Origin of the sequence: Spongiivirga sp. MCCC 1A20706 (genome assembly GCF_046524175.1) — a bacterium.
Taxonomy (GTDB): domain Bacteria; phylum Bacteroidota; class Bacteroidia; order Flavobacteriales; family Flavobacteriaceae; genus Spongiivirga.
The window spans coordinates 282,517-307,413 of record NZ_JBEFZF010000005.1 but is presented as its reverse complement, the minus strand read 5'-3'; the positions used below and the strand labels follow the sequence as shown (position 1 = coordinate 307,413).

13 protein-coding genes are annotated in these 24,897 nt (G+C 37.0%); 9 read left to right on the top strand and 4 right to left on the bottom strand.

Annotated features, from left to right (window positions below; genetic code table 11):
• Window positions 1–14 precede the first annotated feature (14 nt).
• The 3 genes from ABN763_RS13880 (at window position 15) to ABN763_RS13870 (ending at window position 4,696) form a co-directional block, all read left to right on the top strand.
• Window positions 15–1,580 carry an MFS transporter gene (locus ABN763_RS13880; protein WP_410486085.1) on the top strand — a complete coding sequence of 522 codons (1,566 nt, stop codon included), beginning with the start codon at window positions 15–17 and terminating at the stop codon, window positions 1,578–1,580.
• Between the two features lie 29 nt (window positions 1,581–1,609).
• A complete protein-coding gene (locus ABN763_RS13875; protein WP_410486084.1) occupies window positions 1,610–2,500 on the top strand; it encodes a glycosyl hydrolase family 17 protein in 891 nt (296 codons plus the stop codon).
• A gap of 96 nt (window positions 2,501–2,596) precedes the next feature.
• Complete coding sequence (locus ABN763_RS13870; RefSeq protein WP_410486083.1) at window positions 2,597–4,696, top strand: acylase; 2,100 nt, start codon at window positions 2,597–2,599, stop codon at window positions 4,694–4,696.
• Here the strand turns inward: ABN763_RS13870 and ABN763_RS13865 are convergent.
• A complete protein-coding gene (locus tag ABN763_RS13865) occupies window positions 4,693–5,646 on the bottom strand; it encodes an NAD-dependent epimerase/dehydratase family protein (protein WP_410486082.1) in 954 nt (317 codons plus the stop codon). The two genes, ABN763_RS13870 and ABN763_RS13865, sit on opposite strands and share 4 nt — an antisense overlap.
• A gap of 116 nt (window positions 5,647–5,762) precedes the next feature.
• On the opposite strand from ABN763_RS13865, the gene ABN763_RS13860 reads away from it, so the two are divergent.
• The 4 genes from ABN763_RS13860 (at window position 5,763) to ABN763_RS13845 (ending at window position 11,985) form a co-directional block, all read left to right on the top strand.
• Window positions 5,763–6,311, top strand: a complete 549-nt coding sequence (locus tag ABN763_RS13860; RefSeq protein ID WP_410486081.1) for a hypothetical protein — start codon at window positions 5,763–5,765, stop codon at window positions 6,309–6,311.
• Window positions 6,304–6,822: a nuclear transport factor 2 family protein gene (locus ABN763_RS13855; protein ID WP_410486080.1), complete on the top strand. Its 519-nt coding sequence runs from the start codon at window positions 6,304–6,306 to the stop codon at window positions 6,820–6,822. The genes ABN763_RS13860 and ABN763_RS13855 overlap by 8 nt, the downstream gene beginning before the upstream one ends.
• A 175-nt stretch (window positions 6,823–6,997) precedes the next feature.
• Entirely contained in the window at window positions 6,998–11,266 is a 4,269-nt protein-coding gene (locus tag ABN763_RS13850) for a thrombospondin type 3 repeat-containing protein (RefSeq protein WP_410486079.1), read from the top strand.
• 2 nt (window positions 11,267–11,268) lie between these two features.
• Window positions 11,269–11,985, top strand: coding sequence for a hypothetical protein (locus ABN763_RS13845; RefSeq protein WP_410486078.1), 717 nt, complete (start codon window positions 11,269–11,271; stop codon window positions 11,983–11,985).
• Between the two features lie 77 nt (window positions 11,986–12,062).
• On the opposite strand, the gene ABN763_RS13840 is transcribed toward ABN763_RS13845, so the two are convergent.
• The 3 genes from ABN763_RS13840 to ABN763_RS13830 all read right to left on the bottom strand — a co-directional run bounded on the left by ABN763_RS13840 (window position 12,063) and on the right by ABN763_RS13830 (window position 15,938).
• The gene (locus ABN763_RS13840; protein ID WP_410486077.1) at window positions 12,063–12,764 is read right to left on the bottom strand and encodes a hypothetical protein; all 702 of its coding nucleotides are present in this window, start codon (window positions 12,762–12,764) and stop codon (window positions 12,063–12,065) included.
• Between the two features lie 75 nt (window positions 12,765–12,839).
• Entirely contained in the window at window positions 12,840–13,643 is an 804-nt protein-coding gene (locus ABN763_RS13835; protein ID WP_410486076.1) for an NAD-dependent epimerase/dehydratase family protein, read from the bottom strand.
• Window positions 13,644–15,938, bottom strand: a complete 2,295-nt coding sequence (locus ABN763_RS13830) for a M28 family peptidase (protein ID WP_410486075.1) — start codon at window positions 15,936–15,938, stop codon at window positions 13,644–13,646. It abuts the gene before it with no gap.
• Window positions 15,939–16,242: 304 nt separating this feature from the next.
• Here ABN763_RS13830 and ABN763_RS13825 point away from each other — a divergent pair, with 304 nt between their 5' ends.
• Window positions 16,243–17,772 carry a carboxypeptidase-like regulatory domain-containing protein gene (locus ABN763_RS13825; protein ID WP_410486074.1) on the top strand — a complete coding sequence of 510 codons (1,530 nt, stop codon included), beginning with the start codon at window positions 16,243–16,245 and terminating at the stop codon, window positions 17,770–17,772.
• Window positions 17,773–17,970: 198 nt separating this feature from the next.
• Entirely contained in the window at window positions 17,971–24,894 is a 6,924-nt protein-coding gene (locus ABN763_RS13820) for a BspA family leucine-rich repeat surface protein (protein WP_410486073.1), read from the top strand.
• Window positions 24,895–24,897 lie beyond the last annotated feature (3 nt).

Below are 24,897 nucleotides of genomic sequence, written 5' to 3'. Positions count from 1 at the left end.
CTAAAACCCAAGATATGTCGCAATTAAAAACCGCCTCAAAAGACAAAGTGCCCGTAGGGCAAAAAGCTGCCTTTGGTGCAGGGCATTTTATTCTGAATATTTTACCAGGAACATTAGGTGTTTTCATTCAGTTTTTCTTGTTGACTGCTTGGGGGGTAGACCCCTTGTGGGCAGGGCTCTTAGGAGGATTACCTAGAATCTTTGATTCGATTACCGACCCCATTATGGGTTTTATTTCCGACAATACAAAATCTAAATGGGGACGTCGTCGTCCTTATATTTTTATTGGGGCCATCATAAGCGGAATACTGTTCTTCTTGATGTGGCAATTAGATGATGATGCTTCACAATCTTATATTATATGGCATGTGATGATAATTCAGTTGCTATTTCTCATTGGTAATACCATGTTCGCTACACCACTAGTGGGATTAGGCTATGAGATGACTTCTGATTATAACGAGCGTACACGTTTAATGGCTTTTTCAAATACGATGGGGCAAATTGCTTGGATGATTGTGCCATGGTTATATGTAATAATTCCTGATACTAACACTTTTAATACCCAAACCGAAGGAGTTAGGACTATGGCACTAATCGTAGGTGTATTATGCATTGTATTTGGTATTCTTCCAGCTTTATTCTGTAAAGGTATTGACTCAGCCAATATGGAAAATAGAAAAGAAATTAATTTCAAAACGCTAGCCGCTAATATGAAAGAACTTCTTGCAGGGATTAAACAGGTCTCTAAAAACAAGCCTTTTATGAAACTCTGTGGCGCAACATTTTTAGTGTTTAACGGGTTTCAATTAGTTGCAGCATTCGGTGTATTTATAATAGTTTTTTATATGTACAATGGCAGTTATGAAGTGGCTGGAACATGGCCAGCTTGGTTTAACACGATCAATGCAATGTTGACTGCATTTATTGTGATACCCATTATTTCAAGAATGGCCAATAAATGGGGTAAACGAAAAGCTTTCATCATCTCAACGGTATTATCAATAATCGGATATATTCTTAAATGGTGGGGTTTTGACAAAGAGCTGAATAGTCAATTTAACCAAACAGAGCTTGGTAAAAGTTTAACCTCTGGCATTGGTTCTCTTTTTGAATCGATAAATCCGTTTTTAGACAGTGTTGGAATGTCATGGTTTAGCATTGACCCAGGTAGTGAAATTCCGTGGCTGATATTTGTCCCAATTCCACTTTTTGCATTTGGAATGGGTGGATTATTTACCCTAATGATGTCCATGACCGCTGACGTTTGTGATCTAGACGAATTAGAAAATGGGATGCCGAGAAAGGAAGGAACTTTTGGCGCGATTTATTGGCTAATGGTTAAGATAGGACAGTCCATCGCCCTTGTTTTAGGTGGGGTCATTTTAAGTATTGTCGGTTTCGATCCTAATGCAACTCAACAATCTGTTGAAACTATGAATAATCTTAGGATTGCAGATATCGTAGTGCCCTCAGTAACAGCAGCGTTAGCTGTTTGGGTTATGTGGAAATATAGCCTGAATGAAGAAAGAGCAAGAAAGATTAAAGCAGAACTGGTAGCACGTAGAGGTGAACTCTAAGTTTTAAATTAAAATCATGTGTAAACGAAATGTCTTTAAGATCTGAAAAATACTTAGCATTAGCATCCTTAAATTATACAGGTAAATCTCTAGAAGATTTAAAATCGCTTTTTCATCAAACTTTAAATGATGGAATGCATGGTCTTTGCTTTAGTCCTTATATGGAAGGGCAACAACCGGGAGATCAATTGTCTGAAGAGCAAATTAGAAGGCGTATTGAGATTATTAAACCCTATACTAAATGGATTCGTTCTTTTTCATGTACAGAAGGGAATGAGCTCATTCCTAAAATAGCAAAAGAACATGGCCTAAAAACAATGGTTGGTGCCTGGTTAAGTGATGAAGATGAAACAAATGAAAAAGAAATAAAAGGGCTCATTGAATTAATAAATGAAGGGAACGTTGACATTGCTGCAGTTGGTAACGAGGTATTGTATCGAGGAGATCTTAATGAAGATCAATTGTTAGAATATATCTATTCAGTAAAAAGATCAGTAAAAAATAATACACCTGTAGGGTATGTTGATGCTTATTATGAATTTACTGATCATCCTAGAGTAACAGCAGCTTGTGACGTTATTTTGGCCAATTGCTATCCGTTTTGGGAAGGTTGTGACCTGGATTATTCACTATTGTATATGAAAGATATGTATCATCGAGCCATGCGGGCTGGGAATGGGAAAAAAGTGATTATTTCAGAAACGGGCTGGCCTCAAAAAGGAACGAATTTGGAAGGAGCATTCCCGTCTGAAGAAAATACCATTAAATATTTCATTAATACCCAAAAATGGTCTGTAGAAGAAGATATCGAAATTTTCTATTTCTCTTCTTTTGATGAATCCTGGAAAGTGGGTGCTGAGGGTGACGTTGGTGCATATTGGGGTATTTGGGATAAAGATGAAAACCTCAAGTTCAAATAGCTTTTGGAAAATCGGTGTTTTTGAAGTGGACTTAAAGTTGTATCTTTTTTGACCAAAACCACATATTCTCGATTTATCAATCAAAAACATCTACTAATGAAAAAATCAGTCCTCTTTCTTTTTTCTTTGTTCTTTTTTCTTTGTTCTTGTCAGAAAAATGAGGAGTCTAAAACTACCATTAAATGGGATAGTTGGGGAGTTCCCCATATTTATGCCACTTCGGTAAACGAGTTATTTTATGCGCAGGGATGGACCCAAATGCACAATCATGCCAATTTAATTGTCGAAATGTATGGTTCATCTAGAGGTAAAGGTGCAGAGTACTTTGGTGAACAAAAGTTTCAAGAAGATATGATGATTCACACCTTAGGTTTTGAGGAATTGGCTGATGAATGGGCAACTACTCGCGACCCCAAGTTAACGGCAATGTTCGATTCATTTGTAAAAGGTATGAATGATTATGTGACTAAGAACCCCTCGGCGGTGAAGGATGAGTTGAAGAAAATACTGCCATTATCTACTAAGGATCTTACTATGCATAGCATGTATGTTATTTTTAGCCGATTTATTGCCGGAAATGATTTAGGACGCGTACAGCAGTGGCCTGATATGGGTAGTAATACCTATGCTATTTCTCCACAACGTTCGGCTTCTGGGAATGCAATGTTAGTTCAGAATCCGCATTTACCTTGGTGGAGAGAATTTACTTGGATGGAGTTTCAGCTAAACCTTGAAAACAAATCTATTTACGGTGCGAATTTAGTCGGTCTTCCGGGAATAGGTATCGGATTTAATGAAAGTCTAGGTTGGAGTCATACGGATAATACCATTGATAATTGTGATACGTATGAACTGAAAATAAAAGATGGGGGATATCTATTGGATGGTGAGCGTAAAGAGTTTATTTCATCCTCAAAAAAAATAAAGATAAAGCAGGAAGACGGGACTTTGGTTGAAAGAGAGATTCCCATTAGACGAACTGAACATGGCCCTGTTGTAAATCAATCTGAAGAGAAAGTGCTAGCCATTCGTTATGTAGGAACTAAAACACCAAATGCGTCCTTGCAGTGGTGGAACATGGCAAATAGCAATAATTTAAATGAGTTTGAAACGGCTTTAAAAATGGCTCAAATTCCATTTTGGAATGTAATGTATGCCGATAAGCATGGTGATATTTTTTACATTTTCAATGGATTAGTTCCTAAAAGAAGTGCTGGCGATTGGGATTATTGGGATCGTATTATTCCAGAGGGAAAGTCGTCCGACATCTGGACTGAAACACACGCATATGCCGATCTTCCTAAGGTCAAAAACCCGGAAACAGGATGGTTGCAAAATGCTAATGATCCGCCATGGACAAGCACTATTCCTAAGGTATTAGACCCGAATGATTATCCAGGTTACATGGCACCAATAAGCATGTCATTCAGGCCACAGCGTTCTGCAAGAATGTTGCTCGAAGATGAATCGATCACTTTTGAAGAACTTGTTGATTATAAATTGTCAACCCGATTAGAATTTGCAGATAGAATTTTAGATGATTTATTTGTTGCTATAGATGCCTCAAATTCTGAGAAAGCCAAACAAGCTAAAGAAGTATTAATGGCTTGGGATCGCGAAGCGGATGCTGATAGCAAAGGAATGCTGTTATTTTATAATTGGGCAAGAAAATTTAATAGTTGGAGAAAATCGAACTATAGCACTCCATGGGATTTTAAAAATCCAAACACAACACCCGATGGTCTGGCTGATCCTGAAAAGGCAGTAGATTTATTAGAGACAGCCGCTACAGAAATCGAAACTAAATTTGGCAAACTTGATGTCCCTTGGGGCGATTTTTATCGTATTAATTCACACGGAAAAAACCTGCCTGCCAATGGTATTGATGGTTCACTTGGGGTATTTAGGGTAACATGGCCCGGCGGAGGTAACGAGAATAATATGTTTGCTGGAGGAGGAGACAGTTGGGTAGGTGTTATTGAGTTTGGAGAAACTCCAAAAGCGAAAGTGCTATTAAGCTATGGTAATGCCTCTCAAGAAGGATCACCTCATCGTGGTGACCAATTAGAACTTTATTCTAAAAAACAGCTTCGTGATGCTTGGTTTGCCAAAGAAGAAGTAGATGCTAATACCGTTAAAAAAGAAGTTTTAGGAGAAACAGGTTTTAATCAAGAAGTAGATAAATCTAAAAACTAAGATATTTTTTTCTTGCGGGTTAAGTTCGCGATCATATCTTTAGTAATGGCATCCAGATCAAATTCATGCTTCCATCCCCAATCTTGAAAAGCAATTGTATCGTCTATGCTATCCGGCCAGGTATCTGCTATTTTTTGCCTGAAGTCCGGTATATAATTTATAGAAAAATCCGGGATGTGTTTCTTTATTGAAGCAGCAATTTTTTCAGGGGTAAAACTAATACCACCTAAGTTATAAGAAGCCCAAACAGTAATATTGCTAAAATCAGCCTCCATTATTGCGATGGTAGCTTTTATAGCGTCATTCATATACATCATTGGCAATTCAGTATCGGCTTTTAAAAAACAGTTGTAAACTTTATGGGTTAAAGCTTTATGGTAAATTTCGATGGCGTAGTCCGTGGTGCCACCACCTGGATCAGTTTTCCAACTAATTAAACCTGGATATCGAATACTTCGAACATCAATGTTATGGTTATGGTAAAAATAATCACACCAACGCTCACCTGCTAATTTGGTTATCCCATAAACGGAAGTAGGCTCCATTATCGTTACTTGCGGTGTATTTTTCTTAGGAGTGGTCGGACCAAAGACCGCAATACTACTTGGCCAGAATATGCGCTTAATCAAGCCCTCTTTAGCAATATCTAAGATGTTGGATAAGGAGATCATGTTCAAATCCCAAGCTTTACCAGGATATTTCTCGGCTGTAGCCGAAAGCATCGCTGCCATTAAATAAACTTCGGTGATATCATGCCTTTTTATGCAGCTTACCACAGCTTTTTTATCCATGACATCGAGTTTTTCGAACACGCCAGAACTCAAAAGACTTTTACTTCCTTCTCGAATATCGGTTGCAACAACAGTATCAGCACCTCGTTGTTTTCTTAATTCAATGGTTAGTTCGGAACCAATTTGCCCACAGGCTCCAATAATAAGTGATTTTGCCATTAACTTCAAAATATCGTAACAAAAATAAAATAAACGCACATTATTTTAGGAGGTATTTAATAATATAGGCTTAAAATTTTTAAATCATCAACATAGAAAACTATATCTTTGGATGGATGAAGAAAAGAATATTTTTATTCGTTTTTTTGGTTAGCATGCTGCTAAGTTGTAATGAAAAGAACGTTGCTAAAAAGACTGATGAGCAAATTGCTCAAGACACCTTAGTCTTACCCAGCGAAAAAAAGAAGAGGGTTACTTCATATAATAAAATAGCCATTAGTGGAATAGCTAAAAAAGAGATTTCTCAATGGGCGGCTTTCAATAATCTTGAGCGAGAAATTAATAACATTTTAGAGGCTGATTATCGTATTTTGAAAACAGAACTTGAGGTTTTTGATGAGATATTTAAAAATGTATATGAATCTGATTTTCCCGAAAAACTTGATGTTCCTAGATTTAAGAGCAAATTGGTAGTGCTAAAAACTTTTATAGGAAAATTATCCAATGAAGTGGATAATAACGAGTCGGTTGAGGTACTTGAACAAACAATTGACCAAATAGCAGCGGAATTAAACGCAATGAGAAATCAGATTAATGAATTATATGAAAGCAGCATAGATACTGACATGCTGATTATTGAGCCAAAAGAAGAAGCTAATGAATAATTTTATAATGAGGTATTTAATTTTAACAATAGTTTTCTGTACTGGTCTTTTTGTTCGGGGTCAAGAAGCTGAAAAAACAGCAATAAATGAAGTACTTACTAATTGGCATAAAGCAGCTTCAAATGCAGATTTTGAGGCATATTTTGGGTTGATGACAGAAGATGGGGTGTTTCTTGGGACTGATGCAAAAGAAAACTGGCAAAATGAGGAATTTAGGACATTTAGCAAACCGTATTTTGATAGAGGAAAGGCATGGAGTTTTACGGCTGTGGAACGAAATATTTATGTTAGTGCCGAAAGTAATTTTGCATGGTTTGATGAACTTTTAGACACTCAAATGGAACTGTGTCGAGGCTCTGGCGTTTTGAAGAAACAAGATGGAAAATGGAAGATTGTACATTATGTTTTATCGATTGCAGTACCTAATGAAAATGTTAAAGAAGTGGTACTGGCAAAAAAAGTTTATGATAGCATTTTAAAAACTAGACTGAAGAGGATAAAAAAGTTTTAATAATTTGTAATTAACTGAAGTAGTTAACGTCAAAAAAGGGTGTTAGATGTTAAAATAAACCTAATTTGGATGATTTCTACTATATTTGCGATCCGCGTGAAGAATCAAAAAAAATTGCACCAACCTACCACTAAAAATGAGGATTTTTCACAGTTATTTTATTAAATAGATAAGAATGAAGAGATTGTTACTCCTAGTTGGGTTGTTTTCATGCTTTGCAATGAAAGCGCAGTTCAACCAAAATGCACCATGGATGGAATCGGTAAATACCGACTCAAAAATTAAAGGTATCACCGAAAAAAATCAAACTAACTACAATTTATTTGAGATTTCAAAGTCTTTTGAAGAATATTGGAAAGATAAAGACCATACCAAAAAAGGAAGTGGATATAAACCCTTCAAAAGATGGGAATATCACTGGAGTCATTACGCTGATGTAAATGGAAACTTACCTAGTGCAAAGCAATTATGGGATGCATTTGAAGCAAAACAGAATAGTACATTGAGACCTAATCCAACTGCTAACTGGACAGCGCTAGGACCTTTTGAACATATCGCTGAAGGAAATCGTTTAAGGGGTCAGGGTCGAGTAAATGTGATGGCTATAGACCCGAATAATGCCGATATCTGGTACGCGGGAGCGCCAGCAGGTGGTTTATGGAAATCAACGGATGCGGGCACAACATGGAATACAACAACTGATAATTTACCTCAAATTGGAGTTTCTGGAATAGCCATTGATCCGAACGACTCAAATATTATTTATATCGCAACAGGAGATGATGATGCTGGAGATAGTGTAAGCGCAGGAGTTTTTAAATCAATTGATGGCGGTGCTACTTGGAATCAAACAGGGTTAAATCCAAGTAATACACCAAATTTAATGAATGAAATATATATTGATCCTACTAATTCTAACACCTTATGGGTGGCGACAAGTTCAGGAGTTTTTAAAACACTTGATGCAGGTACAACTTGGAATATGATACGCTCTGGTAATATTCTTGATTTAAAAATAAAACCAGGTGATAGCAATACACTTTATGCAGTAACTAGAAATCAGTTTTATAGAACTACAGACGGAGGTACCACTTGGACAAGAATAACTGAAGGGTTACCAGATGCTTCTCGAAGATTAGTCATTGATGTTACTCCAGCTAATCCAAATGTCATTTATGTTTTGAGTGCTGCAAGTACCACCGGTTTTCCTTTTCAAGGTATTTACAAATCTTCAGATAGCGGTGTGACTTTTACGAAAACTGCTGAGACCGATAATATTAACGAAAGTGATCAGGCATGGTTTGATTTGGCAATGGCCGTTTCTCCAACTGATGAGGATGAAGTATATGTAGGCTGCTTGAACGTTTGGAAGTCAACGGACGGAGGGAACAATTTTAATGTGCTAAACTCTTGGTTTAGAAGTACTCCATCTTATACCCATGCTGATATTCATATGTTACGGTTTTTTGGAAGTACTTTGTTTTGTGGAAGTGATGGGGGATTATACGTTTCAACAGATAATGGATCAACGTTTGCCGATAAGACTGAAGGAATGGCTATTAGCCAATTCTATCGCTTGTCAGTTTCCAAGCAAGATGCTAACGTTATTATAGGAGGTTTACAAGATAATGGAGGACATGCTAGAAGTGCAGCTGGTCAATGGAGAAATTATCATGGTGGGGACGGAATGGATAATGCCATTGATCCTAATAATAGCAATATTCATTACGGGATGACCCAAAATGGTGGTTCTTTAAATATTACGGTGAATGGCGGCCAAAGTTTATCTTCTCAAATAGGTCCACCTCAAGATGGCACTGGAAACAATATTTCCGGAAATTGGGTAACTCCTCTGCAAATTGATAGTGAAGGCAATTTATACTCAGGTTTTGATGCCTTATATAGATTAAATGGAAATGTCTGGGAACGGGTATCAACAACAATTGGAACCAATATTGATGAGATCATTATTGACCCTAACGACATAAACAATATTTATATAATCAACGGAAGGTTTCTGCGTAAAAGTTCTGATGCGGGAACTTCATTTAGTGTTGTTGGAACCTTTGATTCTGATATTTCTGATATGGTGGTTAGCTCGTCAGATTCAAATACTATTTATGTAACCCTATCAAATATATCGCTAGAAAGCACCCCTAACTCTGGCGAACCTAAAGTATTTAAATCTACTGATGGAGGATCTACATATGAGGATATTACTTTTGATTTACCCACAAATCAGCCTATATTTTCAATAGTTCATCAAGGTAGAGATACTAATAACCCAATTTATGTAGGTACCAGTTTAGGAGTCTATCGTTTAGACGATACTTTAACTGAGTGGGAAGAGTATTTTGCTGGACTACCGAATGTAGCCGTAACCGATATGGAGATTAATATTGATGATGAAGTATTGACGGTGTCAACTTATGGTCGGGGAATATGGCAATCTCCCATCCCAATCCAGGTTCCTGAAAATGATATTCGTTTGCTCAACGTAGCAAGCCCTCAGCCTAATCAAGTGGTTTGTGGTGAAATCATACCGGAGATAACAGTACAAAATAATGGGGCCAATGATATTACATCGGTCGATTTTACATATTCTGTAAGTGGTGGAACGGTCCAGAATACTACAATAAACCAAACGATTACTCCTGGAAGCCAAGCTATACTGACGCTACCTTCATTACAATTAACAAGTGGAAAATATGTTTTAGAAGTAACTGGTACTGTTGCAAATGATGCTTTTGCGGATAATAACGTACTTAATTCTGAATTTTTTATCAATGATTTCGGGATAACGCAAGTAGTAAATTCCTTTGAAACCGAAGCAGACGCACTTTTATCATATAATGAAGGCGACACTGAAAATTCACTTTGGGAACGTGGAGCACCGGCAGATGCATTCTTGAATGCTGCTGCGACAGGAACGAATGCATATGTAACTGGACTTACCGGTGATCACCCAAATAATACAAAAAGTTATCTAGTTACAAAATGTTACGATTTTAGTACAATAACATTACCAGTAATGTCATTCAATATGGCCTATGACCTTGAGCAAGATTTTGATATTCTGTATGTAGAATATACAATTGATCAAGGTAAGACTTGGAATGTTCTTGGAACGAAGGATAGCCAACCAAATTGGTATAATAGCGATCGAACAAATGCTTCTTCTGGTACTGCTGATGATTGTCAAAACTGCCCGGGGGCACAATGGACAGGAACAGAAACCGCTTTGGCGAATTATCAATACGATTTTACTGCAAATGCAACCGCAGGTGAGACTGACTTGAGAGGAGAGAGTAATGTTATTTTCCGCTTCGTATTTCAGTCAGATCCAGGTGTTACTGAAGAAGGGGTAATGATTGATGATTTTGTGATTTTAGGTGAACAGGACGACGATGACGATGATAATGATGGTATCCTTGATGTTGATGATAATTGTCCGCTTAATGCTAATGCAAATCAATTAGACACAGATGGCGATGGTATAGGTGATGTATGTGATACGGATGACGATAATGATGGAATTTTAGATGTTGACGATAACTGTCCATTGATTGCAAATGCGGATCAAGCAGATGAAGATGGTGATGGTATAGGTAATCCTTGCGATGATGACGCAGATAACGACGGAGTGCCCAATGCCGATGATCTTTGTCCAGATACACCAACAGGAACGGCAGTTGACGTTACAGGCTGCCCTGTATTTACATTGCCTGTAAATAATTTTAGTATTCAAACATTTGGCGAAACCTGCCGTACAAGTGATAATGGTGGCGTAAAAATTACCGCTCAAGACACATCATTGATGTATAACATAATCCTAACTGGTGATGGAGGCTTTACAACGAATGGTACTTTCAATGATGTGTATGATTCTCCAGAGATTCCAGCAGGCATGTACAGAGCATGTATAACGGTCGATGGTCAAGCAGATTATGAATTGTGTTTTGATCTTGTTGTTGGAGAACCGGAGCAGTTAGCTGTAAGTACCGAGATTCAAAGTGCTACCAATAGAGTACGTTTAGAACTTGAAGGTGGTGAACGCTATACTATTCAAATTAATGATGACATCTATACTACAACTGAAAGTGAGATTATACTGGATCTAAAGAGCACTGAAAATATCTTGACCGTAAGAACCGACAAAGATTGTCAGGGGACATATGAAGAAACCATCTTGTTAAGTGATAAAATATTAATTTATCCAAATCCACTTACTGGCGATCGGCTGTTTGTAAATATGGGGCCTTTCAATCAGGATAAAGTTTTTATCTCGTTAACATCGATTACGGGACAAGTCATTTTAAGAAAAGATTTTCCGGTAGTTGATAATAAAATTGAAATCAACACTGGGAATTTAACAAATGGGGCCTATATTCTCAATATTAGGACGCAAGAATCATTACTGAACTTTAAGATTATAAAAAGATAAATATGAAGACCTCGAACATAAAAAACATTGCACTAGCGGCTATTGCGTTAATTGGAGTTTCATGCGGAGGAGGAAGCGACGACGGACCTCCACCACCACCGCCCGAAGGACCAGCACCAACTGCGGCAACTTTGGTTTTTCCAGCGGATAATACGGAATGTAATGAAGGAACAAATATTACAGCAAATACTAGTGATGTTAACTTTCGCTGGAACGCTGGGCAAAATACAGTGGGATACACTGTCCGTGTTACCAACTTAAATACAAACGTTACAACAACACGCGATGTTACGGCAACAAATGAAACAATCACGATTCAACGTGGTGCTCCTTTTTCATGGGAGGTGGTTTCTAAAGGAGATAATACTACTCAAACGGCTACGACAAGTACTGCTCGTTTTTATAACGCAGGTGAGCCAGTTGAAAATTATGCCCCTTTCCCGGCTGGAGTAGTAGCACCAACAATGGGGTCTACGGTTTCTTCAGGTACCGTTGTATTAAGTTGGACAGGGAGTGATATTGACAATGATATTACTGGTTATGAGGTATTTTTCGGAACAGATAGTTCAAGTCTTACTAGTGCCGGAACTACAGATGCTGCAACGACATCTTTGGATGTTACTACAGCGTCAACAACAACATATTTTTGGAATGTAATTACTACTGATAGTCAAGGGAATACATCGACTTCAGAAGTATTTCAGTTTAAAACTAACTAAGGGTTTTATAGCTCTTATTCAAATACCAAACAAAAAGGAGGCCAATAGCCTCCTTTTTTAATATCAACTAAAAAAGTTTAATTCTTGGCTGCTGCTGCTGCTTGTTTCTTTCTATTCTCAAGAGCATCCCGACTAATACGTGCCATATTAAAGTTAGGATCCATATTAAGTGCTTGATTAATAAATGTCAAAGCACCGTCTATGTTCTTTTGATCTTTGCGAAGCTCAGCTAGCCCTTTTAAATAGGTGAAAGCAGCCTTTAAACTAGTTTCATAAGGTTGTTGCGATTCATAAAAAGCGCGCTTCATATCATCTTTGGCATTAGCAAGACCATATGTTATATGCGTGGTAGCTCCTGTAACATCATTAGTCTGAATTTTTAGATCAGCTAATTCGTATGCCAAATAAGGATTCGGTGCGCGTTTGTTCAGCTCTTCATATTGTTCTATGGCGCGAGGTAATTGATTCATCGCTTTTAATGAAATGGCTTTTACCTCAACTGCCAAATCTGAATCTGACGCATTTTTTTCAATTCCGATGGTATTTAATGCTTGAAGATAGTTTCTTCCGTTGGCATATAAATATGCCAAGGTGTCAGTACGACCTTGATCCGGTTTCAAAACATTTAAATGCGTTAGTGCATTTATTACACCCTGTACATCACCTTGTTTTTTCATTTGCGCATAATACGCTTCATAATGTTTTGTAAGCTCGTTGTTTGATTGGGCATTGACCGCAAAAGCCATAAACATACCCAGTACACAAATTAATTGCTTCATAATCCTATAGTTAATTTAATTGCGCCCAAAGCTAACAAAATAATTCACTTTAAATCTTAACGAGATGCTAAAGGTTTAAATGGGTTTTTTGAAGCGGAAACCAAGACGTTGAATCTTTTCTGAAGAAATTATTTTATGACCACCAGAATTTACATTCTTTTGAAAAATTGGTAATGCAAGAGCTCTGTCCCTCGCTGCTTTAATGTAATATGACGCTCTAGTAGGATGATCTGGATACGCTATATTAAACTCATCTTTCCATAATGCATTATTTATAATGAAGAAAACTACGTCAATGCAATCTTCTAAATGAACTAGGTTGACCGGATTATTTCCATTTTTTAAGTCATTTTTACCGGAAAGAAATTTTACAGGATGGCGATCAGGTCCGATCAAACCACTATACCTAAGTATGGTTGTTTCATAGTTTTTGCTATCCTTTATTAATTGTTCTGCATCCAAAAGTTGTTTTCCAATTTGGGTGTCAGGCTTCAATACTGTTTTTTCAGTTATTACTTCATTTTGATTGTTATAAACGGATGTGCTACTTATAAAAAGAAGTTTGTTGATTGTAGAATCTTCAATTTTTGACCGAAGAAGATCAATTTTTTGGTAATAGTTTGAGGAAGGATTTTTTCGAAGCCGTGGTGGAATGTTAACAATGGCTATTTCACATTCATGAAGCAGCCTATCAATATCACCTACTATTTCATTTTCAGAAATTGTTATTTGAAAAGGTAGAATGCCAGCTTTTTCTAACGTATCGATTTTAGTAACAGAGGTTGTACTTCCTTTTACTTCAAAACCTTGCTCAATTAATTTTTTAGCCAAAGGAAAACCCAACCATCCGCAACCAATAATGGCAATTTTTGGTTTCATTTAAAACCTGAGTTCTTTTTTAACCACCACAGCATCATTCAATACAAAAGGCTTTGGGATCATATCTTGTGATCTTTCAGGTACATTAAATAGCTCATTGGTTAATAAATCGAAGGACGATTCATAAAATTGTAAACTAGGTTTTTCATCTTTGGGAAAACTAAATTCCAGATTCAGCGGTTCTTGATCATTCATAAAGAAAGCAAATAATCGACTACTTCTTCTGCTTCCAAAGACATAAGATTCGTTTTCTTTTTTGTCTTTTATAACACCATTAATAACAAAGCTGTTAAAATTGAATTGTCTATCAGCAAAAAACTCAAATCGATCCACAAATCTTTGCGGACTTATGCATAATGATATTTTTCGTTCATTACCAATAATAGTGTCAAGAGCTATATCAATTACCGGAGTTCTTAATGCCTTATTTTCAGCTTTTTTACTGTAGGTAAAATCAGTACCATATTTACTGTACATAATATCTGTACCCTCTACTTTTTCAACATCTTCATTTAAGAAAGGGCGTGTCCAATTATCTAACTTTTCATCATAAGTAAGCCAATTGGCACTATTGGTATCGGCATTGTACACATAGAGTAAGCTGTTTGGCTTTTGTCTTTTATCATTAAAACCCGATTTAAAATGAGCTGTAATAAAACAGCCTAATGCAATAATAAGGAATCCATACCCTAGAAGTTTCTTTCGGTTATAAAAACCAAAAACCGGCAGTATTAAACTAAATAATAAAGCGGTAAAAGTGGTGCAGGTAACTAACATTGCTAAACCCAAACCAACTGGAAACATCTCAATAAAAGGAGCAAACATAATAATGGCAGGAGCACATAATAGCGTCATTGACAACAAATTTGGTTTTTTTTGTCGAATACAAACGAATAGGCCAAATAATGCAAAATAAACTGGTATAATGAAGAAAGAAGCTCCTCGTAAATATAGCGCTACTAAAATATTAATGATGAGCCAAAAAGTAATAGGAGCAATAAAGTGACTAACTGTTAAAACCGGTTTTGAAAACTTATGGTATAACAAAAATGCCATACCTACTACCAAAAATGCTGCAAACGCAATATACCAATGGCCGTTATAGGTAAATCCATGGAGTATTTCTCGATAGTCGGGATACATTAATTTCAATAAAGGCCATAAGAAATAACCAACTAATCCGCTTGCTAATAATAGTATTAAAAACGGAATAAAACCCTTAAAAATCTCATTTACCTGAAGTCTTTTTGTGCGCATACCATAAACAATAAGCCAACCAAAAATGACCAATCCAATTAAAAGCATTGGGTATACCAAGGTAAATGGATACGAGATTATCTTAAAAATGGGAAAATTGAAAAATACATGATCATTTTCCGATTTTATAGTGCTCAAATCGGCATTGGCAAAGTAACTAAGTAATGGCATAATATAGCTGCCTTGATGCTCTAGTGTTGTTCTATCCAGATTCGCATAATTATCATTTGCGGTATGGTAATCATAATGGTCATCTATAAAAGCAAAGTTGAAACCATCAATGTTCCCATCTTCTCTAAAAACTGTAAGATCGGTATCATTAGGAAGTAATTTATAAATGCTGTACAACAAAGAATTAGAAACTGGAAAATCTGGGTTAGCCTTTTTAAAGCCTTTAATTAGATTAGCGTTACCCCCATTAGTTTCAGCGAACATGAAACTAGGCCCTCCACTACCTCTGGCTTCAAAGTTTAATACTAGGCCTACATCTTTTGCCCAGGGGTGTTGATTTACAAATACATCAGCGCCGCTTAGACCAAGTTCTTCACCATCAGTAATTAAAATAATGATATCATTCTTCGGTTTATTGTTGGTCAGATAGGCTCTAACACCTTCTAAAATAGTAGCAACGCCACTAGCAGCATCACTGGCACCAATGGCAGAATGCGGGTTGCTGTCGTAATGCGAAAGTAACAGTAGCGCTTTTGAACTATCAGAGCCTTTAATTCGAGCAATGATGTTTTTTACTTTGGCCATGTTATTCCATTGGGTTAGGGAATAGCCTTCTTGAATATCAACTTTTAATCCCAATTTTTCAAGCTCTACGGTGATATATTCACGCACTTTTGTATGAGCCTTTGTGCTACCATAATGTGGTTCTTGGGCTATTTGAGATATTTGAATTAAAGCTCGTTCTGTTGAAAATTGTTCGAGAGGGGCATCACTTTTAGAGTAACTAGAGGGCATTATACCCTTAAAACTATAGTACGCTAATGCAGCGATTAATAAAAAAGATAGCTTATGAGAAAAATTCTTCATTCAGTCTTGGTTGGGTTGAATATCTACTTAAAGGGGAAAGTGTGTTTTGTATTGTTAAAAATACAGCTTTTTTGAAAATAGTCGTTTAGCACATCAATCACATTTTTGTTTTGTGGGAGAGTACTTTAACAGGTGCGATTGCTGTTACTTTTTTGGTAGTAGTTCGTCTTATTTCAAAAGCACTATCAATTTGGCATCATTCATGGTGGTAAGGTTAAAATATTAATAAAATAGCCTTAACGATTTCTAAATTGATCTACGAAATTGTTTTCATATGCATTTATTCGCATTTTAAATTAAAACTATGCAACTAAAAATTACTCGACTATTCATTTTTATTCTTTTATCGTTTCCATTTTTCCTTAAATCGCAAGTCATTAGCTCAAAAGTGGTTGATGCCAAGACGAATGAAGCACTTCCTTTTGTGAATATTTTTTTAGCGAATAAAAAGGGAGTTATTACTAATGCCGAAGGGAAATTTACTTTTCAGTTGCCAGCAAATACAAAGCCAACTGATTCACTTTTTATTTCATTTATCGGATATGAACAATTAGGAAAACCACTCCAAGAATTTACAGAGGAGGTGATTTTATTAAATCCAAAAGCAATCGAGCTCAATGCTGTTGTTGTCACCAATAGTAATTTGACTCCCGAGGAAGTAATTGATAAGGTTAAAGAGAATATCCAAAACAATTATAATTTCAATTTTACCAAGAAGAAGATATTTTTTAGAGAGTCAAACCATCAAAACTTTGTAAAAACTGATTATGAGTTTAAAAAGTCTACTATTGACGAATTAAACAAACCATTTTTAGATAGTGTTTTAAATACGCTTCCTAAAAAGTATGATTACTATTCAGAAATACTTTGTGATTTGTATGGTGATTATTCAAAAGAAAATCAGAAAATAAACATGATAAAAGCTTCTGAGTTATATGATAAGACTAATGAAGTGGGAATGTCGGCCTTAGAGGATAAGTTTAATGATATTATCAAGAAAAACGTAAAACCTAATTCGTACTTCAAAATTAAGTCCGGATTGTTTGGCCAAAAAGTAGAAATGGATGACATGGTTTCTGGTTCTGATCAGGATTCAACGAAAGTAGCTGTAGCCCAAGAAGAAATTGAAAAACAGAAAAAAAGAGAAGCCGAACGAAAGGAAAACTTTGCAAAATACCGAAGGAATACTCTTGGCAGAATTTTTAAAACCTTATTTTTTGATGAAGATAGCAACCGAAATTTCATTACAAAATCGAATCGATATGAGTTTACTCATGTAGATTTCACCTATTTAGGTGATGCGGCGGTATATGTGATGGATTTTGAACCGAAACGAAAGGAAGATTATAAAGGACGTGTTTATGTAAATGCAGATGATTTTGCAATTGTCCGTATCGATTATGAAAATGTCAAGCCGCTTAAAAGTTTCAGTTTATTTGGTATTTCATTTAAGCAATATAAAAGCGATGGAATTGTATTATTTCAGAAAAATCAAACAAACAATAAATACGATTTAAAATATTTAGAAAGTTCAAATGCTTCGCGTTTTGGAATTAGGCGTCCTCTGAAAATCATAGAAAAAAACAAACATGTAAAGGGGCGTCGTAAACAGAATGAATTATTTGTAAAGCTTGATATGGCCACAACAGCCGCTAACAAATACGAAGTTGTAGTTTTTGATATCGATGAAAGCGATAAAAGTGTGTTTGATGCATTTAAAGAAAATAACAAGATATCGGCCACTTACATGCCGACCTATAATCCTGAATTTTGGAAAGGATATAACATTATAGAACCTAATCAAGCGATTAAGGAGTTTAAAGCCGCAGAGTAGACTTTGAATAAAATTATTTTTAAGAACCCATTTGTCATGTTGATAGATGGGTTTTTCAGTTTTATTAAATTATTTTTCACGGTTTTCAGGGATTAATTCGTGCACTTAATCTGTGATTTTTGTATCGGACAATAAAAGTTTTGCATAATCACATGTTAATCAATATGTTTATGCACATTTTGTCCCAAAACAAAAAGTATGAAAACTAACCTATTACAGCTAGCACTTGGCCTGTGCTCGCTGTTTTTCTGTTCAGCATTACACGCTCAAGGATTTCGTGCAACTTGGAATACTTCTGAAGTAGGATCCTCCGCTGATAATGAGATTACGATACCCACAAATTCAGCATTTACCTATAATTACAGTGTCGATTGGGGAGATGGAACTACGGACACGAACATAACAGGTGATATAACACATGCCTATACAACCCAAGGAATTTATACCGTAGAGATTACAGGAGATTTTCCAGCAATTTATTTCAATAGTACTGGCGACCGAAGAAAAATAATTGAAATTTTGTCATGGGGAAATATCGAATGGGAGAGTATGGAAAATGCCTTCTTCGGTTGTGAAAACTTAAATTTTGATGCGATCGACAGTCCAGATTTATCAAGGGTTACGAGCTTGAAGAATATGTTTCGCGAAGCATCATCTTTTAACGGAATAGTCAATAGCTGGAATATTGGAAATATAACAGATATTTCTGGGATATTTTTCGATGCAGGTGTTTTTAACCGCCCTCTTGATAATTGGAATACCATTTCTGTGACGGACATGTCAGATGTTTTTAACGGTGCAGGATTGTTCAATGAGCCATTAGATAGTTGGAACACTACTTCTGTAACAACGATGGCAAGAATGTTTCGCAGAGCTTCAAGTTTTAATCAAAATATAAACAATTGGAATACAGCAAATGTTACTGATATGTCCGCAATGTTTCAGTCAGCTGGAGATTTCACTTTTTCGGTAAATGATTGGAATGTGAGTAGTGTTCTTGATATGTCAAGAATGTTTGAATCCAGTAGTTATAATCTGCCACTTGACAATTGGAACGTCAGTAATGTGACCAATATGTCCAGCATGTTCGCAGGAAACAATTTGTTTAACCAACTTCTAAATGGATGGAATGTCTCTTCTGTGACTGATATGTCGAATATGTTTTATCGGGCTATCAGGTTTAATCAACCGCTGGATAATTGGAATGTTAGTAATGTAACTAATATGTCGGGCATGTTTGATGGCTTTATCCTTGACATGGATTTTAATCAACCATTAACAGCATGGAATGTCAGTAACGTGACTGATATGAGTTTTATGTTTAGAGATGCAGCAAACTTTGATCAACCAATTGGTAATTGGAATGTTTCTTCTGTTACAGCAATGAATTCTATGTTTGAGGGGACCAATGTCTTCAATCAACCTTTAGATGGTTGGAACGTTAGTAGCGTAACCAATATGTCAGGAATGTTTCGACGCGCGGTGGTATTTAATCAACCTTTAGATAGTTGGAATGTTTCTGCAGTAACATCAATGGCTAGTATGTTTGAAGGTGCAACTGTCTTTGATCAACCTTTAGATGGTTGGAATGTAGGGAGTGTTGCCAATATGCTAAGGATGTTTAGAGAAGCATCAGCCTTTAATCAACCTTTAAATAGTTGGAATGTGGGTCAGGTTGAGGATATGTCGGAGATGTTTTTTGATGCTGAGGTTTTTGATCAGAATTTGGCCAGTTGGAATATTAGCAATGTGACTAACATGGAAAACATGTTAAGTGATTCTGCAATGTCAGAAGCCAATTATGACAATACGCTTATAGGGTGGGCAGGGCAAACTGTTTCTGATGGTGTTAATTTAGGCGCAAATGGATTAACCTATTGTGATGGTCGTAATGCACGTCAAACTCTTATTGATACATATAATTGGAATATAACGGGGGATACTATTAACTGTAGCTTCGTTGTATGTACAGAAATACTTTCGCCAAGAGATGGCGATACTGGGGTGCCTGCAAATTTTAACTTAAGGTGGGCTCCGGCTCCAGGTGCTACTGGATATCGAGTAAGTGTGAGAAGGGAGAATGGCGCTACAGTAGAAGTTATTTTAAACAATGAAGATGTTGGTGATGTTGTAGCTGTTGATTTTATAAATGATTTTACTCCTGGTGATACTGTTTATGTGCAGGTGATTCCTTACAATGGCGAAGGGCCAGCTACTGGTTGTGCCGAAGAAAGTTTTACTGTTGTAGAGAGCTGGACAAATAGCCCCGATGCTTTTAAATTTACAGTTGATACTAGTATAACAGCTTCAAGTTCTACTTTGGCGAATCAACTGCGTATTGAAGCGAATAGTGCATTTACCTATGATTATTCAATAGATTGGGGTGATGGGGAATACAATAATAATGTGACAGGAGAAATTATACACACCTATCGTGTACCCGGAATTTATACCATCGCAATAATCGGAAATTATCCTACCCATTTTTACAGTAGTCCAAGTAGAGATAATGTGAAACTTTTAACAATTGATCAATGGGGAACTATTGCCTGGGAATCGATGCAGTCATCCTTTTATTCCTGTAGAAGTTTTACTGGCTATAATGCCACAGATACGCCTGACCTTTCTGGTGTAACCGATATGTCAAGAATGTTTGAGTCTTCAAACTTCAACGGAAACATTAATGATTGGGACGTAAGTACTATAACCAATATGTCTAGAACATTTATAGGGATGTCAGACTTTAATCAACCACTAAATGACTGGGATGTAAGTAATGTTACCACAATGAGAGATATGTTTCTCAGTACTCCACGTTTTAATCAACCGCTTGATAATTGGGATGTTAGTAGTGTAACAGATATGGCTCGAATGTTTGATGGATTCAACATTGATATGGACTTTAACCAATCTTTGGATAGTTGGGATGTGAGCAATGTTATCAATATGACTACAATGTTCCGAAAGTGTGTTGATTTTAATGAACCATTAAACTCATGGGATGTAAGTACTGTAGCGACTATGGAAGGTATGTTTCAGGAGGCCCGCTCATTCAATCAGGACATAAGCGGTTGGGACGTTAGTAACGTATCGACTATGGAAAGTATGTTCTCAAGTGCAAATGCTTTTAATCAGCCATTAAACAGTTGGGATGTTTCTTCAGTACAGATCCTAAATAGAATGTTTGCGGATGCAACAGTATTTAATCAGCCATTAAACAGCTGGGATGTTTCGTCAGCAACAACAATGTCCGGCATGTTTCTTCAAGCCATTGCTTTTAACCAAAACTTAAATGCGTGGGATGTATCCTTCGTGACAAACATGTCCAATATGTTCAACATGGCTTCAGCATATAATCAACCAATGGCTGACTGGAGTGTTTCTAGGGTAATTGATATGAATTCAATGTTCAAAGACGCAATATCATTTAATCAGCCTTTAAATAGTTGGGATGTAAACTCTGTAGTGAATATGAGTTCCATGTTTGAAGGGGCAATTGTATTTAATCAACCCCTGGATAATTGGAATGTTAGTGCAGTAGCAAACATGGCCTCAATGTTTAAAAACGCACAAGTTTTTGATCAGGATATTGCTAATTGGGATGTGAGTTCTGTTACATTAATGAATTCAATGTTTGAGGATGCTATTGCATATAATAGTGAAATGAATAACTGGGATGTTGCCTCTGTAACGAGAATGGATCTTATGTTCAAAAACGCTACACTCTTTAACAATCAACTTCAAAACTGGGATACAGGAGAAGTATTAACCATGGAAGAAATGTTTAGCGGGGCTTCCAACTTTAATCAGTCTATTGATACTTGGGATGTTTCTTTTGTAACCACTATGTTGGCAATGTTTCAAAATGCAACTTCCTATAATCAATCTATGAATTCTTGGAATGTAGCTTCGGTCACTACAATGGAGCGAATGTTTAGTGGTGCGACCTCGTTTAATGGAGAAATAGACAGTTGGAATGTAAGAGGTGTTCTAACCATGGAAGAAATGTTTGATGGGGCTTCACAATTTAATCAAACAATTAATAGCTGGCGTGTTCGTGGTGTTCAGAATATGAATCGCATGTTTAGAAATGCAATAGCCTACAATCAATCGCTTGACCGTTGGGATTTAGGATCAGTAAGTATGGAGTCAATGTTTACAGATGCATCTGCTTTTGATCAGTATCTTGGTGATTGGGATATCGGTGATGTTTCTGATATGACCAATATGCTAGATAATACTTCGTTATCAAGAACAAACTACGATAATACATTAATTGCTTGGGCTGATCAAACACTGACAAGTGGCATTACACTTGGTGCATTAAGTCTTCCTTATTGTGATGCTCTCGAAGAACGTCAATCAATTATTGATAACTTTGGCTGGAATATCGTAGGAGATGTTTTAGACTGTCCTGTTCCAGAATGCACCCAATTAACCGCCCCTTTAAACGGAGCTACCGATGTTCCTGTAAATACAAATTTAGCATGGGATTCAGCACTTTTTGCACGCGGATATCGCTTAACAGTTCGCGTGGATCCAGGGAATATCACCTTGGTAAATGACGTTACCGTTAATGATACGTTTTTTGAATTTGCAAGCGATTTCTCCGGAGGAGAAACTGTTTATGTAACATTAATTCCATTCAATGATGAAGGAGATGCAGTCGGCCCTTGTATTGAAGAAAGTTTTACGATAACATCTAATCCAACACCTGAATTACCTGAATGCACAAACCTAACTATCCCACTTAATAATGCGACCGATATTGTCGTTAATACGGACCTCGAATGGAGTGCTGTTGCTAACGCTGATGGCTATCGATTAAATGTAGTAGATACCTCTGATGGGAGTTTTGTAGTGAACAATGTTGATGTAAACAATGATCTTACATTCGAGTTTACATCAGATCTTGAAGAAGATACCATCTATGAGGTTACCATTACTCCCTATAATGATGAAGGAGATGCGGTAGGGTGCAGTACTGAAAATTTTAGGACTCAGATCATACCTATAGCTCCTGAGTGTACTAGTTTGGTAAGCCCTTCTGATGGGTCAACCAATGTCGATGTCGGTACAAGTCTAAGTTGGGTGCCGGTAGCAAATGCAACCGGATACTTGGTAATTGTAGGCACTACCAGAGATGGTATTGAAGTGGCCAATAATATAGATGTAGGAGCAAACACTTTTTATAATTTTAACGAGGATCTTCGGGAAAATACAACGCACTATGTGACCATTATACCATATAATGAAGAAGGAGATGCTACTGCTTGTATTGAAGAAAGTTTTAGAACAAATACAGTTCCTACAGTTCCTGCTTGTACGAATCTGACGAGTCCGCTTACAGGAGCAACTGATGTAGCAGTAGATGTTAATTTAGAATGGACGACAGTGACAGATGCAACCGGCTATCGTGTTACGGTTATCAATACAGCAACTACGACCACGCTTGTAAATAATGAAGATGTAAGTGCAGCCACAACCTATAATTTTGCAGCAGATTTAGATTTGGATACCACCTATGAGGTTACAATAACACCATATAATGCAGTAGGAGATGCAACTGCTTGTACTACGGAACAGTTTACTACGGTTGCAACGGTTACTACAGTTCCAGACTGTACGAATCTGACGAGTCCGCTTGCAGGAGCAACTGATGTAGCAGTAGATGCTAATTTAGAATGGGCCACAGTGGTAGATGCGATGGGCTATCGTATTACGGTTATTAATACGGCGACTACGACCACGCTTGTAAATAATGAGGATGTAAGTGCTGCTACTACCTATGATTTTGTAGCAGATTTAGATTTGGATACCACCTATGAGGTAACAATAACGCCATATAATGCAGCGGGTGATGCAACGGCCTGTACTACGGAACAGTTTACTACGGTTGCAACAGTTACCACAGTTCCAGACTGTACAAATCTGACGAGCCCACTTGCAGGAGCAACTGATGTAGCAGTAAATGTTAATTTAGAATGGGCCACAGTGGCAGATGCGACGGGCTATCGTATTACGGTTATTAATACGGCGACTACCACCACGGTCATAAATAATGAAGATGTAGGTGCAGCTACTACCTATGATTTTGCAGCAGATTTAGATTTGGATACCACCTATGAGGTTACAATAACACCATATAATACAGTGGGTGATGCAACGGCTTGTACTACGGAGCAGTTTACTACGGTTTCAACAGTTACTACAGTTCCAGACTGTACAAATCTGACGAGCCCTGTTGCAGGAGCAACTGATGTAGCAGTAGATGTTAATTTAGAATGGGCTACAGTGTCAGATGCAACGGGCTATCGTGTTACGGTTATTAATACGGCGACTACGACCACGGTGTTAAATAATGAAGATGTAAGCGCAACCACAACCTATGATTTTGCAGCGGATTTAGATTCGGATACCACCTATGAGGTAACAATAATCCCATATAATGCAGTTGGAGCGGCTATGGGTTGTTCAACTGAACAATTCACCACTCAAGTTGTTAGTTCAGCAGAAGTGCCGGAATGTACAAGTCTGATTGAACCAGAAAATCTAGAAGCAGATGTTGCGATAACAACGAATTTAGAATGGACCTCGGTATCAGACGCTATTGGCTATCAAGTTTTTGTAGGTACAAGTGCCGGAGGTAATGATATTGTCGATGCAGATGAAGTTATAACTACTAACTACAACTTTTCAAACAATCTGTTAGAGGGAACTACCTATTTTGTTAGAATTATTCCATTTAATGATGCCGGAAACGCAATAGGTTGCCCGGAAGTATCATTTACTACTCAATTGGAAGAAGAAACAAATGAGGACCTATTGCCGGATATAAAATTCGGATTATCACCTGATGGAGACGGTATCAATGATTTTTGGAATATTGATGGTATTGAACAGTACCCGGACAACACCGTTGAGATTTATAATCGCTGGAACGATTTGGTTTTTCAAATAAAGAATTATGATAATAGCAGAAATGTCTTTAGAGGTACTGCTAATAAAGCAACTTCTTTAGGAGCAAGTGACCTTCCCGAAGGCACATATTTCTTCAATATTACCATAAATGAAGGTGGAGCAACACAAACAAAAACCGGATTTGTAGTCCTAAAACGATAAGAC

Bases quoted from the DNA above. Each gene is read 5' to 3' on its own strand.
- ABN763_RS13880 (WP_410486085.1), top strand. From the start codon at position 15: ATGTCGCAATTAAAAACCGCCTCAAAAGACAAAGTGCCCGTAGGGCAA.
- ABN763_RS13875 (WP_410486084.1), top strand. From the start codon at position 1,610: ATGTCTTTAAGATCTGAAAAATACTTAGCATTAGCATCCTTAAATTAT.
- ABN763_RS13870 (WP_410486083.1), top strand. From the start codon at position 2,597: ATGAAAAAATCAGTCCTCTTTCTTTTTTCTTTGTTCTTTTTTCTTTGT.
- ABN763_RS13865 (WP_410486082.1), bottom strand. From the start codon at position 5,646: ATGGCAAAATCACTTATTATTGGAGCCTGTGGGCAAATTGGTTCCGAA.
- ABN763_RS13860 (WP_410486081.1), top strand. From the start codon at position 5,763: ATGAAGAAAAGAATATTTTTATTCGTTTTTTTGGTTAGCATGCTGCTA.
- ABN763_RS13855 (WP_410486080.1), top strand. From the start codon at position 6,304: ATGAATAATTTTATAATGAGGTATTTAATTTTAACAATAGTTTTCTGT.
- ABN763_RS13850 (WP_410486079.1), top strand. From the start codon at position 6,998: ATGAAGAGATTGTTACTCCTAGTTGGGTTGTTTTCATGCTTTGCAATG.
- ABN763_RS13845 (WP_410486078.1), top strand. From the start codon at position 11,269: ATGAAGACCTCGAACATAAAAAACATTGCACTAGCGGCTATTGCGTTA.
- ABN763_RS13840 (WP_410486077.1), bottom strand. From the start codon at position 12,764: ATGAAGCAATTAATTTGTGTACTGGGTATGTTTATGGCTTTTGCGGTC.
- ABN763_RS13835 (WP_410486076.1), bottom strand. From the start codon at position 13,643: ATGAAACCAAAAATTGCCATTATTGGTTGCGGATGGTTGGGTTTTCCT.
- ABN763_RS13830 (WP_410486075.1), bottom strand. From the start codon at position 15,938: ATGAAGAATTTTTCTCATAAGCTATCTTTTTTATTAATCGCTGCATTA.
- ABN763_RS13825 (WP_410486074.1), top strand. From the start codon at position 16,243: ATGCAACTAAAAATTACTCGACTATTCATTTTTATTCTTTTATCGTTT.
- ABN763_RS13820 (WP_410486073.1), top strand. From the start codon at position 17,971: ATGAAAACTAACCTATTACAGCTAGCACTTGGCCTGTGCTCGCTGTTT.